10 protein-coding genes are annotated in these 15563 nt (G+C 75.1%); 4 read left to right on the top strand and 6 right to left on the bottom strand.

The window, feature by feature from the left end; genetic code table 11:
* Nucleotides 1-68: 68 nt before the first annotated feature.
* The 5 genes from JT723_RS03740 to JT723_RS03720 all read right to left on the bottom strand — a co-directional run bounded on the left by JT723_RS03740 (nucleotide 69) and on the right by JT723_RS03720 (nucleotide 6120).
* Nucleotides 69-638, bottom strand: a complete 570-nt coding sequence (locus tag JT723_RS03740; protein ID WP_205042923.1) for a Uma2 family endonuclease — start codon at nucleotides 636-638, stop codon at nucleotides 69-71.
* A 12-nt stretch (nucleotides 639-650) separates the two neighbouring features.
* Nucleotides 651-2012: a PrsW family intramembrane metalloprotease gene (locus JT723_RS35715; protein WP_307863858.1), complete on the bottom strand. Its 1362-nt coding sequence runs from the start codon at nucleotides 2010-2012 to the stop codon at nucleotides 651-653.
* A gap of 107 nt (nucleotides 2013-2119) precedes the next feature.
* Nucleotides 2120-2905: a tRNA (guanosine(46)-N7)-methyltransferase TrmB gene (gene trmB / locus JT723_RS03730; protein ID WP_205042922.1), complete on the bottom strand. Its 786-nt coding sequence runs from the start codon at nucleotides 2903-2905 to the stop codon at nucleotides 2120-2122.
* 45 nt (nucleotides 2906-2950) lie between these two features.
* The gene (gene lhgD, locus JT723_RS03725; RefSeq protein WP_205042921.1) at nucleotides 2951-4177 is read right to left on the bottom strand and encodes an L-2-hydroxyglutarate dehydrogenase; all 1227 of its coding nucleotides are present in this window, start codon (nucleotides 4175-4177) and stop codon (nucleotides 2951-2953) included.
* Nucleotides 4178-4704: 527 nt separating this feature from the next.
* Complete coding sequence (locus JT723_RS03720; protein ID WP_205042920.1) at nucleotides 4705-6120, bottom strand: NsdA family TPR-like regulatory protein; 1416 nt, start codon at nucleotides 6118-6120, stop codon at nucleotides 4705-4707.
* Between the two features lie 1211 nt (nucleotides 6121-7331).
* On the opposite strand from JT723_RS03720, the gene JT723_RS03715 reads away from it, so the two are divergent.
* Nucleotides 7332-9581, top strand: coding sequence for a macrolactam cyclase family protein (locus tag JT723_RS03715; protein WP_205042919.1), 2250 nt, complete (start codon nucleotides 7332-7334; stop codon nucleotides 9579-9581).
* Between the two features lie 413 nt (nucleotides 9582-9994).
* Here JT723_RS03715 and JT723_RS03710 read toward each other — a convergent pair whose 3' ends face one another.
* The gene (locus tag JT723_RS03710) at nucleotides 9995-10891 is read right to left on the bottom strand and encodes a DMT family transporter (RefSeq protein WP_205042918.1); all 897 of its coding nucleotides are present in this window, start codon (nucleotides 10889-10891) and stop codon (nucleotides 9995-9997) included.
* On the opposite strand from JT723_RS03710, the gene JT723_RS03705 reads away from it, so the two are divergent.
* The 3 genes from JT723_RS03705 (at nucleotide 10890) to JT723_RS03695 (ending at nucleotide 15487) form a co-directional block, all read left to right on the top strand.
* A complete protein-coding gene (locus tag JT723_RS03705) occupies nucleotides 10890-12311 on the top strand; it encodes an aminotransferase-like domain-containing protein (protein WP_205042917.1) in 1422 nt (473 codons plus the stop codon). The two genes, JT723_RS03710 and JT723_RS03705, sit on opposite strands and share 2 nt — an antisense overlap.
* 23 nt (nucleotides 12312-12334) lie before the next feature.
* Entirely contained in the window at nucleotides 12335-13528 is a 1194-nt protein-coding gene (locus JT723_RS03700) for a DNA polymerase III subunit delta' (protein WP_205042916.1), read from the top strand.
* 822 nt (nucleotides 13529-14350) lie between these two features.
* Complete coding sequence (locus JT723_RS03695; protein ID WP_205042915.1) at nucleotides 14351-15487, top strand: hypothetical protein; 1137 nt, start codon at nucleotides 14351-14353, stop codon at nucleotides 15485-15487.
* The last annotated feature ends 76 nt before the right edge of the window (nucleotides 15488-15563 follow it).

Raw genomic sequence — 15563 nt, 5'->3', positions numbered from 1 at the left:
GCTGTCAAATAGGGCTGTGTCTACCGTGCAGCGATTGGCCATGGCACCCACGGCTGGAGCGGTCCGCGTCAGGAAGTCGTCGGGTACGGGCGGAGGTCGGTGGTCTCCAAGGTCCAGGGGCCGACGACGACGGGGGAGCCGAAGGCGTAGTCGTGCTGGGCGCGGTAGCGGGGTCCCTCGGGGGAGGGGCCGGGATCGGTGAAGACCGTGAGGGTGGACTTGCGCGGGTCGACCACGAGGTAGAGCCCGATGCCCATCGCCGCGTAGTCGTGGACCTTCTCGACGTAGTCGTTGGTGTGGTCCGACGGTGAGACGACCTCGACCACCAGTGGGACGTCCTGGGGGTCGAAGGGGGCCATCGTGGACTCGGCGAAGATGGCGTACGGGACCACGATCACATCGGGACGACGGAGCTTCCCCAGCGCAGCGTGTTCGACCTCGCCACCGGTGTGGGCGACGAGATCAGGGGGGAGCTGCTTGTCGAGTTGCTGGCGGATGCGCAGAGCCACGTATTCGTGCGGCCTCGACGGCGGCATCATCATGACGATCTGGTCGTCGCTGATCTCGAACCCGCGCACGAAGTCAGGCGCGCGGTTGGCGAGCTCCTCGGCGACTGCATGCATGCGTGCGTAGTCCATGCCGTCATTGTCCTACAGGTGCTTCGGTCCCGGGGGGAGCCATGTGGCCGGGGGGTGGGTGTATTGGGGCAAGTACGGCGGGCGGGGGGGGGGGAAGGGGGGTGGCCAGGGGAGGGGGGTGGACTGGAGGAGGGCGGGTTGGGCCAGGGGGCGGTCGCGCCAGAGGTGGTGGAGGAGTTCGGACTCGCGGGCCGTGAAGTCCTGGGGGGTCAGGCCGCGGGTGGCGGCGGCGCGGAGGAAGGCCAGGTGGGTGGCGTAGCCGGCGTAGTCGCGTACCGCGCGGGCGCCTGCGTCGCCGTGGAAGCGGCGGGCGGTGTCGCGGGCGTCGGACCTTATGCGCATCGAGCCGAGCGCGACGGGCTCGCGGGGGTGGAGCCAGCCGGCGGTGGCGTAGACGGCCAGGTGGGTGCGGATGGTGCGCAGTTCGCCGGCGCGTGCCCAGAAGGCGAGCCAGACGACCAGGCCGAAGACGGGGATCATCACGGCGACGTAGACGGTGAGGAAGCCGACCGGGGACAGCTGCGAGGAGCCGTTCCAGGCGCCGTGCAGGACCATGGCGAGCAGCCAGCCGCCGACGGGGGCGATCCAGCGCCAGGGGCGGCCGGGGCGGGTGGTGGCCGCGATGGCGAAGCCGATGCCGGTCATCGAGGTGAACAGCGGGTGCGCGAAGGGCGTCATCAGGATGCGGACGAAGAAGGTCGCCGCGGTGGTGGAGTCCAGGACGCCGGCGCCCACGGCCTTGTCCTCGCCGAAGGCGGTGCCGAGGTAGAGGATGTTCTCGGTGAAGGCGAAGCCGGTGGCGACCAGGCCGCTGAGCACGATGCCGTCGAGCAGCGACTCGATGTGCCGGCGGCGGAAGAGGAAGAGCAGCAGGATCGCGGTGCCCTTGGCCGTCTCCTCGACCAGTGGGGCCACGAAGGTCGCACCCCACCTGTCGGACTGGGTCTGGGTGGCGGACAGGGTGGTGGCCAGGAGTTTGGCACCGTACTCGTTGGCGAACAGCGCGACGAGCGTGGCGGCGCACGCGCCCCAGGAGAAGGCGAACGCGACATTTTGCCAGGGGCTGGGGGCGACCCGGTCCAGCCACAGGAAGGCCCCCACCAGCAGCGGTACGGGCAGGACGGCCAGGGCCAGGCCGACCAGGAAGGGCTCGGTGCCTATGTGCTTGCGTACCAGCGCCAGGATGACGACCCCGCACACCGCGAGTGCGGTGAACAGCGCACCGGTACGCACCGCCCGGCTCTCCCAGAACGGCCGCCGCGGGGCGTAGTGCCAGGAGCTGGGGGCGACCGGTACGTACATCTGCTCGTCGGACCGGCGGCCGTCGGACGGCGGGCCGGGCTCGGGTTGGGACGAGAACGAGTACGTGGCCACCTGTCGACAGTACGGGGCGACTGCCCTGCTCCGCGAGGGTAATGGGTAGCCGGATACGTGTGCTGGCGCCTGCCCCGGCGCGGGGCGGAAGGGAGTCGGGACCGGGTTCAGACCCGGGTGAAGATCAGGTCGCGCACCACGTGGCCCTTGGCGAGGCCCTGCCGTTCGAACTTCGTCATCGGCCGGAAGTCCGGCCGCGGCGCGAAACCCGTCGACGGGTGGGCGTTGGCCAGTTCGGGCGCGGCGCTGAGCACGTCGAGCATCTGCTCGGCGTACGGCTCCCAGTCCGTCGCGCAGTGCACGACCGCACCGGGGCGCAGCAGCGGTGCGACCAGGGCCAGGAAGGACGGCTGGATCAGCCGCCGCTTGTGGTGCTTGGCCTTGGGCCAGGGGTCGGGGAAGTACACCCGCAGCCCGGAGAGCGACGCCGGCGGCAGCATGTCGCGCAGCAGGACGATGGCGTCGCCGTTGGCGACCCGTATGTTGCGCAGGCCCGCGCGGTCGGCGAGCGCCAGCAGGTTGCCCTGCCCCGGGGTGTGGACGTCGACGGCCAGGATCCCGGTGGCCGGGTCGGCGGCCGCCATCGCCGCGGTCGCGTCGCCCATCCCGAAGCCGATCTCCAGCACGACCGGCATGCCGGCGCCGCCGTAGAGCGCCGCCAGGTCCAGCGGGCTGCCGTCCAGCTCGACGCCCCACGTCTCCCAGTGCCGGTCGATCGCGGCGGCCTGCGCGTGCGTGATACGGCCGCGCCGGGCGTGGAAGGAGCGGATACGGTGCTCGCCGCGCGAACCGGCGGGGTCGGCGGCCGGCCCGTCCGGGAAGCGGGCGGCCGGGGACGCGGCCGCAGCGGGGGACGCGGCGGAGGCAAGGGAGGCGGGGGATGAAGTGGACACAGTAGGTCCGATTCTACGGGACTGCGCCGGTGGCCCCGCCGCAGGTCACAGCGCTGCCAGCACCCGGCGGGCGACCTCGCGGCCGATCGGCAGGGCGGCCGTCGCGGCCGGGGAGGGCGCGTTCAGCACATGCACGAACGGGGGCGAGCCGGCGAAACGGAAGTCGTCCACCAGGGTCCCGTCGGGCAGGACGGCCTGGGCGCGTACGCCCGCGGGCGCCGGGCGCAGGTCCGCGGGCCGCAGCGCCGGCAGCAGGCGCCTGGCGTTCGCGGTGAAGGCCCGCTTCGACAGCGAGCGCAGCACCTCGCCGGCCTCCTGCCGCCAGTGCCTGCGGGCGATCCGCCAGGTGCCGGGGTACGCGGCGGTGCCCGCCAGGTCCCGCGGGCGTACGGTCCAGCGGCCGTACCCCTCCCTGGCCAGTGCGGGCACCGCGTTCGGGCCGAGGTGGACACCCCCGTGGACGTCGCGGGTCAGATGCACCCCGAGGAAGGGGAAGTCCGGGTCGGGAACCGGGTAGACCAGGCCGCGGACCAGCCCGCGGCGGGCCGGCGCCAGCTCGTAGAACTCGCCCCTGAACGGCACGATGCGCAGCCCGGGGTCGTCCCCGGCCAGCCGCGCGACGCGGTCGCTGTGCAGGCCCGCGCAGTTGACCAGCACCCTGGTGCGAAGCCGGGGCCTCTCGGCGCCCGCGTGGGCGGTCACGGCGACCGTGCCGTCCGCGTCGCGGTCGATCGCGGTGACCCGCAGGCCGTAGCGGATCGTGCAGCCCGCGTCCGCCGCGAGGCCCGCCAGTGCGGCGGCGACCGCGCGGAAGTCGCAGATGCCGGTGGTGCCGACGTGGATCGCCGCGAGGCCGGCGACCTCCGGTTCGTACCCGGCGATCTGGACCGGCCCCAACTCCTTGACCGGGATGCCGTGTTCGCGCCCCCGCTGGACCAGCGCGTGCAGGCGCGGCAGCTCCGCCTGCGCGGTGGCCACGATGAGCTTGCCGGTGACCTCGTACGGGATGCGGTGCTTCGCGCAGAAGTCCGGGGTCTCGGCGCAACCGGCCAGCGCGTAGCGCGCCTTGAGCGAACCGGGGCGGTAGTAGATGCCGCTGTGGATCACGCCGCTGTTGCGGCCGGTCTGGTGCCGGCCCGGGGCGAGTTCCTTCTCGACCACGGCCACGCGGATGGCGGGCTCCGCCCGCACCAGGGCGAAGGCCGTCGACAGGCCGACGATTCCGGCGCCTACGACCAGCACGTCGTACGCCTCTTCCAGAGCCGCGCTCATGCCACGTCCTCCTCACGGGCCGCCCGTGATCAACTTACGCGCTCCAGCTCCCGCTGGGGGGTACGTCTGCGCCCTCCGTCGCGCTTCCGCCTGCCGGCGGGGGTGCCCTCTCCGCCGAGGGTGAGCGTTTTCCGGGGCACGGTGCCCGCGGGGCGCCCCTTCGGCAAGGGGGCAACCATCAGGGGCGCGGGGAACTGCGCGCTCAGCCTCCCCCAGCGCTTCGCCTGGGGGTGCCCCTACTCGCTTCGCTCGCCGGCGGGTGGTCCGTCTCCGGACCGAAGAGCCCCTTTGGGTCGGTGACGACCCGCGCCCCGGTGGGGGCTGGGCGCGCCCACGCGGCGCCAGCCGCAGATCAGACGCAGCCCCGCGCCCCTGAAAACGCTCACCGCCCGCCGCAGGCGCACCCCTCAGCCCCTGCGGCCAGCGGATGGCTCGGCCCCGCCGAAGAGGCACCCTCCGCGCCCCGGGTGGTTGCCCCCTGCGCAGGGGGAGCCGCCTGAGCCGCCGCGGCCAGCGGATGGGCACCCCTACGCGGGGGCGGCCAGGAGGGGGCGGGCTCGTTCGCGGAGTTCGAGCACGCGCGGCTCGTCCGCGTACGGCTCCAGGCGGTGGAGCAGGTCGCGGACGTACTCCGTGGTGCGGGCCGAGGAGATGCGGCCGGCGACCTCGACGGCCTTGACCCCCGCGGCGCAGGCCGCGTCAAGGTTGCCGGACTCCAGCTCGGCGACCGCCGAGACGACGAGCCGCAGCCCGTGCGACCGCACGAACTCCTCGGTCGGCCGCGCCAGCGCATGTTCGGTGAAACGTTGCACCTGGCGCGGTATGCGCAGGTCGCGGTAGCACTCGGCGGCGTCGGCGGCCAGCCGGTCGTAGGAGTAGAAGCCGAGCCAGCTCGGGTCCGCGTCGCCCTCCCTGGCCCGCTCCAGCAGCGCTTCCGCCGCGGCGAGCGAGGCCCCGCAGGCCGCCGCCTCGCCGGCCTTGGCGTGGGCGCGGGCCTCGACGAGGTGGAAGAAGCTCATGGTGCGGGCGGTGGCCAGGCCGCGGTTGCGTTCCAGGGCGGCCTGGGCGAGGTCGACGCCCTCGTCGGCGAAGTTGCGGTAGGTGGCCTGCAGCGACATCGACGCGAGCACGTACCCGCCGAGCGGCACGTCGGCGGCGGCCCGGGCGAGCCGCAGCGCCTGGATGTAGTACCGCTGGGCCGCCTCCTGCTGGCCGGTGTCGAAGGCCATCCACCCGGCCAGCCGGGTGAGTTCGGCGGTGGCGCCGAAGAGCGCGCGGCCGACGTCGTCGCTGTACGAGCCGAGCAGCAGCGGCGCCGCCTCGACCCGCAGGCACTCGGGCACCATGCCGGAACGCCAGTCGCCGCCACCGTACTTGGAGTCCCAGCGGCGGGCGTCCTCGGCGGCCTCGCGGAGTTTGGAGACATCGGTGTGCCCGACGTGCGCCATGCCGGGCGCGGGGGCGTCGCGGGCGACCGTGGCGTCCGCCGGAGTGATCAGCCAGCGCGACGCGGGCGTCACGTAAGCGCTCACTGCGAAAGATCCGGCCAAACTCTGCCAGATGCCGGCGCCGCCGGGTCCGCGGCGGCCCGCGAGGTCCAGCCGCCACAGATCGGTGGCCGATTTCACCGCCTCGCCGACGTCCCGCGGGAAGGCGAGCCCGACCTCCGGCGCCGGGTCGGCGTCCGCCAGCCCTATCTCGTGCAGCGGCACGGGGCGGCCGAGTTTGCTGCCGATGGCGGCGGCGATCAGATGGGGCGCCGCGCCCTGCGGCACCATTCCCTTGGCGACCCAGCGGGCGACGGACGTCTTGTCATAACGCAGCGTCAGACCGCGTTGCGCACCCAGGTCGTTGACCCGGCGGGCGAGTCCGGCGTTGCTGATGCCGGCCAGACCGAGAAGGGTGCCGAGTTTCTCGTTCGGCCCGCGGTGTTCTCTGTTCACTGCGGTTCACCTCGTGATGCCGCTGGGGCAGGCCGGCGGGCCTGGTCTGTCGTCGGGGGTGCGGGGGTCACCCTCCCCTGGAGTCCGATTCAGCCACCGCGGAGGCCTGTTGGCGGCGATCACGGTGCCTGTGCCGGTTGTCCGAGCCGCGCGTACGGGTGCGAACCGGATGCACCCAGCGTAGTTCGCCGCCTCCCGACCGTTAAGGGTCTCGTGTCGGATGGCGCGAATCCAGCCCCTTACAGGAACGCGACGGTGGCGCGGAAAGTGCCCCGGGTGAACTTCCGGCGGGCATCCGATGATTCGCCGCCGCGGGTGCCCGACTCGGCGCCGGCGGACCGCCGTTCGTGTCCGGCGGCGCGTGCTCCCGGTATATGTGGCCGTGCGCCTGCCTGTGCGCTCTGTGCCGATGTGGCTGCGGGCGGTTGCATGGGGAGCCGTGGGTCGGCCCGCGCTTCCGCCAGGCGGCTATGGCGGGGTGCGGCGGGCCAGCGAGTTCCGCTGCCACAATCCCCGCGGGTGGCGGACCGGCCCGGGGGGCGTTGAGTCGCTTCCCGGGCCGTGTGTTGTGCGCGGGCCGCCCCCTCCGGCCGGGTGCCGCGGCCCCGATCCGCCTCCCCGCCCGGCGGCGGGCGGCACGCAGCGTGCTGTGTGCCGCACACGCGCGGTAGTCGCACCGGCCGCGGCCGGTCGCTCCGGGTCGCGGGCGCGGGCCGCCCGGCGGTCCGCCGGAGCCGGCTCGGCGGGCTCCGGACGAAGATCGGCGGCGGAAAACGATCGCCTCAACCGGGCTCGGTTACCCGGCATATCACCCCCGGCATGTGCCGGGGCCGCGGCAAAACTTTGGCGCGAACCCGACGTTTCGGCCGGGGGGCGACTTCGGGGTGCCGGTGGTGTCCGCAACGCCCGTATGGGGGGCGTTTGGCGCCCGCCCGGGAGCGGCGGGGTGCGGTGCTGGTACGGTCATCTCCCGTACGGCTTCGGCGAATTGCTGCGATTTGCGCGGTTTCGCCTCCCGGCGGCGATGGCCGACAGGTGTCGGGCGCACGAACCGGCGCACCCGGGAGCACTCATGCGCCTCCTTGCGCGCATCCTCGTGGCAGCATGGTCTTTCGGACGTCAGACGTGGCGGCACGGCGGGGCGAGGCGCGCGCGAGGGAGCGGTGGGTCGGAGCCTGCGCATCGGCTGTCCACAGCCTGTGGAGGCGACGATGCGGTGGTTGGTGGGGTGGAGCAGTGCCACCGCGGGTCCCGTTCCCGGCGACGGCGGCAGGACCCTGCTGCCGGTCGGCGCCCAACTGCTGTGGGGCGACGCCGATCCGCTGTGGGCGGTGGGCGACTGGCGCACTGACGAGGTCCGCGTCGTCCACGCGGACTCCGCTCACGCGGGCGGTACGTACGGGGCCGTGTCGTACGGGTCCTCTCCGTCGTCGTCTTCGTCCTCGTCGTACGGCTCTTCTTCGTCTTCCCCGTACGGTTCCGCTCCGTACGGCTCCTCCAACGGCAGCGGCTCCCAGGGCCTCGCGCGGCTCGCGGTGCTCGGGCGGTGCGGTGCCAGCGACGCCGAACTGCGGCTCGGCCTCGTCGCCGCCCGCGGCGGCGCCCTGCGGCACGTCACCGCCTGGCCCGGCAGCTACACCGCCGTCCTCCAACTCGGCCGCCGCATCACCGTCCTGGGCGACCTCGCCGGTGCCAGGCCCGTCTTCCACACCCGCTTCTCCCGCGGCACCGCCTACGCCACCGCCGCCCTCCCGCTCGCCGACCTCATCGAGGCCGGGCTCGACGTCACCCACCTCGCCGCCGTCCTCGCCTGCCCCGACGCCCCGGAAGCCCTCGGCGACGGCACGCCCTACCTCGGCGTCCGCCGCGTCCCACCGGGCCACGCGCTGACCCTGCGCGAAGGCGCCCCCGAGATCACCGGCTACGAACCCACCGCCTCGCTCGCCGTCGGCCACCAGCCCGCCACCTCCGCCGACGCCGACGCGGCCATCGCCTCGATACGCGACGCGCTGGTCGAGTCCGTGCGGGCGCGGCTGGCGCAGCCGCGGTTCGTGCCGGACGTCGGGGCCGGCGGCCCCGACGACGACTTCGGCGCGCTCAGCCCCGCCCCCGGCATCGGCGCCGACCTCTCCGGCGGCAGCGCCTCCGCCACCCTCGCGCTGCTCGCCGCCGGGCTCCCCGGCATGCCAGGCACCATCCCCGGCGCCCCCGGCTCACTCGCCGGCGAACGCCTGCTCGCCGTCACCTTCAACGACCTCACCGCGGGCGGACTCCCGCTGCGGGACGGCGAGTTGGCCCGCGCCGGGGAACTCGCCGCCGACCCGCGGCTGCGGCACGTCGTCGTACCAGGTGGCGAAGAAGCGCTTCCCTACGCCGACTTGACCGGCGGCCCCGCCGTACCGCTCACCGACGAGCCCGGCCCGTCGCTGATCGTCGCGGAACGCCACCGGCGCAGGCTCGCCGCGGGCGGCGCCGACCACCTCATCGGCTTCGGCGCCCGGCAGGTCCTCGACGCGCACCCCGCGCGGCTCGCCGACCTCCTCATGGACCGGCGCCGGCGCCACCTCGTACGGCCCGTCGCCGCACTCACCCGCGCGAGCGGGTCCGCCGCGGCCGGGCCATCCGTCCTCGTGCCCTTCACCGTGCCGATCACCGTCTACCGGGCCGCGCGGCGGCTCGCCCGCACCCCTTATCAACAGGGTGTGGAGGACGCGGCGGCCCGGCTGCTCCGGTACGCCTCGGGTTCCGCCGCTGCCGGGGCAGGCAGCGCCTTCGACGGTCCCATCGGGGCGTCGCTCGCCGCGATGGCCTGGGTCCGGCCGGGACCTGCCGCCCGCTGGCTCACCGGGGAAGCGCTCGCCGAAGTGTCCGTACGGCTGCAGGACGCCGCCAGGCGGCCCTGGCCCATCGAACGCCCCGGCGAGCGGCGGGCGCGGGCCGCGCTCGCCCGGCACGCCGCCGACTTCCGCGTCCTGGAGCAGGCAGCCGCCGTCCCCAGCCAGCGGCTGCACGCGCCCTACCTCGACAACGCCGTCGTCCGCGCCGCCCGCGCCCTCCCCGGCGCCCTGCGCGTACGGCCCGGTGCGCGGGCCGACATCCTGCGCGACGTGCTGGCCAGCGCGGGGGTGCGGTCGCTGCCCGCGGGGTGGGGCGCCGCCTCCCACTCCTCGGCCGCGGCGGCAGCCGCCCGTGCGGGTGTGCGGTCGGCGGTCGACCCCCTGGTCGAGCTGTTCGAGGCCCCGCTGCTCGCGGACGCGGGCCTGGTCGACGCCCGCGTCGTACGCGACGCCCTGCGCTCGGCGGCGACGACGCCGGGGGCGCCGCTGGACGGGCTGGGCGAACTGGTCGCCGTCGAGCTGTGGCTGCGGCGGCTGCTGGCGCGGCGGGGGTCGTGCTGGACCGGCACGGAGTCGCCTGGGCGGCGAGCCGTCGCGAGCGGGGTGCAGCGGCTGTCGTTGTGACCGGGGTGGTGCGCCTGCGCTGTGCGGTCGGGGTCGGTGCCGTGCGGTGCGGTGTCCCCGGGGGTGCGCGTGCTGTGCGGTCGGGGTCGGTGCCGCTTCGGGGGTATCTCCTCGGCCTGCGCGCCTCGGCCCTTCCCGAACGAGGCGGCGGGAGTCGCGCGCATGCCTGCGGGGACACCCCCGAATCGTCCCCTCGGGCCGGTTTGGCGGCTTGCGGTCGTCGTCTGTGGGGTGGGCTTTGCTACGTCCTCGGCAGCGGTAGCTGCTGGCGGTTCGCCGGTGTGCACGAGCCTGCAGTCGCCGATGGTGGGGGCGCCCCACAAGGAGGCCCGCACTCGACATCTCATCTGCACGGGTCTGGGGGCACCCCCACGCGGAGCTGTGGGGGAGGGTGGGAAAAGGAACCCGCGCCGTCAGGCGCGGGCGCGTTGCGTGGACGCTATGCAGAGGAGGACGGCGACCGCGGTGGCCGGCGCGGCTGGGGGGACCTGTTCGGCCAGGAGCAGGGCGGACCACGCCAGGGTCAGGAGCGGCTGGGCCAGCTGGAGCTGACTGGCCCGGGCCACCCCGATGAGCCCCATCCCGCGGTACCAGACGACGAACCCGCCGAATTGCGAGACCGCGGCAACGTAAAGGAGCCCGCCGACCCCCCGAGGGGTGACCGGAACAGCCTCCGCCGGCCAGGCGACGAGCGCCGTCACCGCGGTGACAGGAAGGGCCGCCACCACGGCCCAGCCGATGACCTGCCACCCGGCCATGTGCCGGGAGAGCCGCCCCCCTTCGGCGTACCCCGCGGCGCAGACGAGCAGCGCACAGAAGAGGTAGAGGTCGGCGAGCGTCGGCGCCCCCTGGCTCTGCTGGAGCGTGAAGGCGATGACGGCCACCGCCCCGGCGACCGCGCCGTACCAGAAGCGCCGGGAGGGCCGTTCGCCGGTGAGCGTGACGGACATGACGGCGGTCGCGAGCGGCAGCAGGCCGATGACGACAGCGGAGTGCGCCGTCGAGGACGTGCGCAGCGCGAGGGTGGTGAGCAGCGGGAAGCCGATGACGCACCCGGCGGCGACGGTGAGGAGTCCACGCCAGTGGCGGCGTTCGGGGACCGGTACGCGCCGGGCGGCCAGGCAGGCGAGGGCCAGGAGTGCGGCGAGCACGCCGCGCAGCCCGGTGGCCGTCCAGGGTCCGAAGCCGTCGAGTGCCCAGGCGGTGGCGGGGAAGCTGAAGGAGAACCCGAGGACGCCGAGCGCGGCGAGTGCGGTTCCGTGGTTCGCTGCTATCCCGGGGATTCGGGTAGCGCTATCCTGTGCTGTCATGAATGAGGGTAGCAGTGTGGCGCATTTGCTGGGCGTATTGCGGGCCGAGCTTGCGCGCTACCCGGAAGGCGGCAAGTTGCCGTCCAGTCGTGCCCTGATGGAGCAGCACCGGGTGAGCCCGGTGACCGTGTCGCGGGCGATCGCGGCGCTGGTCGCGGAGGGTGCGGTGGTCTCCCGGCCGGGGGCCGGGGTCTTCCGGGCCGCGGCGGTGGCGCCCGCGGGGTATCGGGGCGACCTGTCGTGGCAGGAGGTCGCGCTCAGCGCGGGGCAGCCCAGGGTCGCCGACTCCGGTGGCGTCATGGCCACGTTGGCGGTGCCGCCGGCCGGGGTCGTCGACCTGGTCGGCGGGTATCTGCATCCGTCGCTGCAGCCCGAGCGCGCGCTGGCGGCGGCGTTGGCCAGGGCCGGGCGGCGGCCCGGGACGTGGGACCGGCCGCCGGTGGAGGGCGTGGGGGAGCTGCGGGACTGGTTCGCGCGGGACATCGCGGGGGCCGGATCGGCGTTGGGCGGCGCCGATGTGCTGGTCACGGCGGGCGGGCAGAGCGCGCTCAGTACGACGTTGCGCGCGCTCGTCGCCCCCGGCACTCCGGTGCTGGTGGAGTCGCCGACGTACCCGGGCATGCTGGCCGTCGCCCGGGCGGCGGGCCTGCGTCCCGTACCGGTGCCGGTCGACGCGGACGGGGTGCGTACGGACCTGCTCGCGGACGCCTTCGCGGCCACCGGCGCGCGCGCCTTCGTGTGCCAGCCGCTCTTCCACAACCCCACGGGGGTGTGCCTGTCGGCCGAGCGGCGCCGGGAAGTGCTGCGGGTCGCCCGGGAGGCGGGGGCCTTCGTGGTCGAGGACGACTTCGCCCGGCGGCTCGCCCACGCCGACGCCCCCGCCCTGCCGCGGCCCCTTGCCGCCGACGACCCCGACGGCGTGGTCGTGCACGTGCGGTCGCTGACCAAGGCCACCTCGCCGAGCCTGCGGGTCGGTGCGCTGACCGCGCGCGGCCCGGCGATGGACCGGCTGCGGGCCGGGCAGGTGGTGGACAGCTTCTTCGTGCCCCGGCCCTTGCAGGAGACCGCCCTCGAACTCGTCGGCTCGCCCGCCTGGCGCACCCACCTGCGGGCCTTGCCCGGCGCCCTGCGGGACCGGCGCGCAGCGACCGCCGAAGCGGTGGCCCGCGAGCTGCCCGACGTACGGCTGCGCGTCCCGTACGGCGGCTACCACCTGTGGCTGCGGCTGCCCGACGGCACCGACGAAGCGGCGCTGGCCGCGGCTGCCCTGCACAGCGGTGTCGCCGTCACCGCGGGCCGCCCCTACTTCCCCGCCGAGCCGCCCGCCCCCCATCTGCGGCTGAGCTACATCAGTGCGGTGAGCACCGAGCAGCTGCGGGAGGGCGTGCACCGGCTGCGGCAGGCATACGATCGGGTCTGACCGGTGGGTGAAGGGAGTGTGCGGTGACCGTATGGGACGACGTGGTCGGCCAGGCCCCTGTGGTGGCCGAGCTGTCCGCCGCCGCGACGGACGCCGACGCGCTCGTGACGACCGGCCAGGGCGGGGCGCGGATGACGCACGCCTGGCTCTTCACCGGCCCGCCCGGCTCGGGCCGCTCCACCGCCGCCCGGGCCTTCGCCGCCGCCCTGCAGTGCGTCAGCCCCGACCGCGCGCTGGGCGCCGCACCCGGGTGCGGCTTCTGCGACGGCTGCCACACGACGCTGGTCGGCACGCACGCCGACGTCGAGTTCGTCCGCACCGACCTGCTGTCCATCGGCGTCAAGGACACCCGCGACCTGGTACGGCGGGCGTCGATGTCGCCGGCCGGCGGCCGGTGGCAGGTCATCGTCCTTGAGGACGCCGACCGGCTGACCGAGGGTGCGGCCAACGTCCTGCTCAAGGCGATCGAGGAGCCGGCCCCGCGCACGGTGTGGCTGCTGTGCGCGCCCTCCGTCGAGGACGCCCTGCCCACGATCCGCTCGCGGTGCCGGCTGCTCAGCCTGCGCACACCGTCGGCGGAGGCCGTCGCCGACGTGCTGACCCGGTGCGACGGCATCGACCCGGGGCTCGCGGCGGAGGTCGCCAGGGCCACGCAGGGCCACATCGGGCGGGCCAGGCGGCTGGCCACCGACGAGGCCGCGCGGGAGCGGCGGGCGGCGGTGCTGCGGGTGCCGCTGCGGGTCGCGGACGTCGGCGGGTGCCTGCGGGCGGCGCAGGAACTCGTGGACGCGGCGGCCGAGGACGCCAAGGCGGTCGCCGAGGGCGTCGACGCCAAGGAGACGGAGGAGCTGCGGGCTGCGCTCGGGGCGTCGGCGGGCGCGGGCTCGCGGATGCCGCGGGGGACGGCGGGGGCGATGAAGGAGCTGGCCGACCGCCAGAAGCGCCGCTCGACCCGCACGCAGCGGGACTCCCTCGACCTCGCTCTCACCGACCTCGCCTCCTTCTACCGCGACGTGCTGACCGTTCAGTTCGGGATGGGGGAGCGCATCGCCAACACGGAGGTGGGGGACGGGATCAGGAAGATCGCGGCGAGTTCGCGGCCTGAGCACAGTCTGCGGCGGATCGAGGCCGTGCTCGCCTGCCGCGAGGCCCTCGACCGCAACGTCGCCCCCCTCCTGGCCGTCGAGTCCCTGACCCTGTCCCTCCGCACGCCCTAGCCCCGCCTGCCCCGTTCCAACGGCCCCCTTGCGCAAGGGCGCGCGCATCCGCCGGCCGCGGTGGCTCCGGGGCTCCCCTTGTGCCAAGGGCGCGCATCCACCGGCTGCGGTGGTCGCACGGCTCCCCTTGCGGCGGGGGTATGCTTCCGCCGGCCGCGGGGGTCGGGGTGTCCCTTGCGGCTGGGCCGAGCACGTAGGGGCGCGGGGAACTGCGCGGCCGGCCCTCCCCCAGGGCTTTGCCTGGGGGTGCCCCCATCTCGCTTCGCTCGCGGCCGGTGGTCCGGCACGGACCGAAGAGCCCCTTCGGGTCGGTGACGACCCGCGCCCCGGCAGGGGCTGAGCGCGCCGTTCCCCGCGCCCCTGGGGGGTGCCCCCTTGCGGAAGGTAACCGTCCGAGCCACCGCGGCCGGTGGAGGCGTGCCGCCCCGGCGCAGGGGCAGCGTCCGAGTCACCGCGGCCGGCGGAAGCGCGCCGCCCCGGCGCAGGGGCAGCGTCCGAGCCACCGCGGCCGGTGGAGGCGTGCCGCCCCGGCGCAGGGGCAGCGTCCGAGCCACCGCGGCCGGTGGAGGCGTGCCGCCCCGGCGCAGGGGCGCCGTCCGAGCCTCGCGGGCGGCGAGAGGGTGCCCTCGCGGGCAAGGGGAGCCGTGGGGCCGCTGTGCCCAGCGGAAGGGCGCCGCCCCGCGGAGGGGAGCCGTTTGGGTGATCGACCGGGGTGTGGGCGCGACGACACCCCGGGCTGGCGCCGCCGCCGTTGCATGGTGCAGGCAGTGGTCCCGCCCGCCGTGCCCCCCTCGGGACCGCAACCGTCCCGAAGGGTGTGCCGTGGCTGACGTCGTGCGGTCGGTAGCGATGGTGCTGGCCGCTGCCGCGGCCGTACTGCTCGGGCACCGTGCCCTCCGGCACTGGTGGTCGGAGCGCGCCGGGCGGGCGTACGAACTGCCCGAGGACCGTACCGGCACCGCCCTGCGCGCGGGCGCCGCCGGAGCCGCGGCGCTGCTGGCCGCAGCGCTGGCCGTACCGCTTCTGGGCAGCGGCGCCGCCGACCGTAGCGCGGCCGGCACAAGTGCGGCCGCGCCCGCGCTCGTCGCCGTACCGCCGCCGCCGGCCCGTACACCGGAACCCGCACCGCCGCCGCCCGAGGTGCGCACCCTCGGGCACCCCGCGGGCGGCACCCTCGACCAGCTGCAGGAAGGCACCCGGGTATGGCTGCCCCCGCAGTACGCCTCGCCGAAGGCAGCCGGCATCGGCTTCCCCGTCGTCGTCGCCCATGTCGCCGCCGACGCGGACCCCGACCTCTACGACGGCTTCGTCCTCGCCGCCAAGCGCGGGCTCGCCGACTCCTTCGTCCTCGTGCTGCCCACCGGCTGCGCCGGTGACTCCGCCGCACTCGCCGAGGTCGCGCGCCGCTACCGCGTACTGCCCGCCCCTACCGCCACCGGCGTCATCGGGGTCGGCGCCGGCGCCCCTTGCGCCGTACACGAAGCACTCGCCACCACGGGCCGCTACGGCGCCGCCGCCGGGATCTCCGGTCTGTACCCACCTCTGGCCCCATCATCACTTCCGCATCCCTCCTTGCTGCTCGCCGCGGCCCCCGGTGAGACCGCCGCGGGCGCCGCCGCACTCCGCTTGCGCGACGCCCTGCACCCGCACGGCGACGAGGTGCGCGTCATCGACGGCGTCGCCACCCACCGCGAACTCTTCGCCCTGGTCGCCGGCTACCTGACGGAAAAACTCGACGGTCCGGCCAAGGCCGTCACCCCGCCGTCCCCCGCACCAACCCCCGTAGCCCCCGCGGCCCCCATCGCCCCCGAAGCCCCGTCCTCCCCTACGGCCCCCGCATCACGTGCTCCCCTCGCTCCTCACGCCCCGCTCATCTCCCGCACCCCCTCCGCGGCCCCACAAGCTGCCTACCCACCCCACACCGCACCGCAATCCCGCAAACCGGCGCAAAACTCGTAATCACTCATTAGGGGACACCGTTCCCGGCTGCCACCGCCCGCGGCCGGTTACGCTCGCACCCATCCGTCGGGAGGAC

Origin of the sequence: Actinacidiphila bryophytorum (assembly GCF_016916835.1) — a bacterium.
In the GTDB taxonomy this organism is placed as follows: domain Bacteria; phylum Actinomycetota; class Actinomycetes; order Streptomycetales; family Streptomycetaceae; genus Actinacidiphila; species Actinacidiphila bryophytorum.
This window is presented reverse-complemented; position numbering and strand designations above follow the sequence as displayed.

Bases quoted from the DNA above. Each gene is read 5' to 3' on its own strand.
- JT723_RS03740 (WP_205042923.1), bottom strand. From the start codon at position 638: ATGGACTACGCACGCATGCATGCAGTCGCCGAGGAGCTCGCCAACCGC.
- JT723_RS03715 (WP_205042919.1), top strand. From the start codon at position 7,332: ATGCGGTGGTTGGTGGGGTGGAGCAGTGCCACCGCGGGTCCCGTTCCC.
- JT723_RS03710 (WP_205042918.1), bottom strand. From the start codon at position 10,891: ATGACAGCACAGGATAGCGCTACCCGAATCCCCGGGATAGCAGCGAAC.
- JT723_RS03705 (WP_205042917.1), top strand. From the start codon at position 10,890: ATGAATGAGGGTAGCAGTGTGGCGCATTTGCTGGGCGTATTGCGGGCC.
- lhgD (WP_205042921.1), bottom strand. From the start codon at position 4,177: ATGAGCGCGGCTCTGGAAGAGGCGTACGACGTGCTGGTCGTAGGCGCC.